Source organism: Pseudomonas sp. P1_A1 (assembly GCF_056406935.1).
The window spans coordinates 1-673 of the sequence record NZ_JBFTZE010000046.1; the positions used below are offsets into that span (position 1 = coordinate 1).

Genomic DNA, 673 nt, shown 5'->3' on the forward strand with positions numbered 1-673 from the left:
TCGGCACCGACGGAGCCTGGACCTACGTCGCCAACTCCGCGCACAACGAGTTCGCCGCCGGCACCACCTACACCGACACCTTCGCCGTGAGCAGTGCCGATGGCACCCTCACTTCGGTCACCGTGCACATCCTCGGTACCAACGATGCGGCCGTGCTGTCCACCGGCGTCGCCAACCTCACCGAAACCAATGCCGCCGTCGACATYTCCACCGCCGGCACACTGACCATCAGCGACGTCGACAGCGCCGCAACCTTCGTCGCGCAAACCAACACCTCCGGCAGCTACGGCCAGTTCTCCATCGGCACCGACGGAGCCTGGACCTACGTCGCCAACTCCGCGCACAACGAGTTCGCCGCCGGCACCACCTACACCGACACCTTCGCCGTGAGCAGTGCCGATGGCACCCTCACTTCGGTCACCGTGCACATCCTCGGTACCAACGATGCGGCCGTRCTGTCCACCGGCRTCGCCAACCTCACCGARACCAATGCCGCCGTCGACATTTCCACCGCCGGCACMCTGACCATCAGCGACGTCGACASCGCCGCAACCTTCGTCGCSCAAACCAACACCGCCGGCAGCTACGGCCAGTTCTCCATCGGCACCGACGGAGCCTGGACCTACGTCGCCAACTCCGCGCACAACGAGTTCGCCGCCGGTACCACCTACAC

General features: G+C 65.8%; 1 protein-coding gene. It reads left to right on the plus strand.

All coding sequences use genetic code 11. The annotated features are described in order from the left end of the window. Positions 1-673 (plus strand): VCBS domain-containing protein (locus AC1D2Q_RS29500; protein ID WP_477815542.1); only part of this gene is annotated, 673 nt, incomplete at both ends.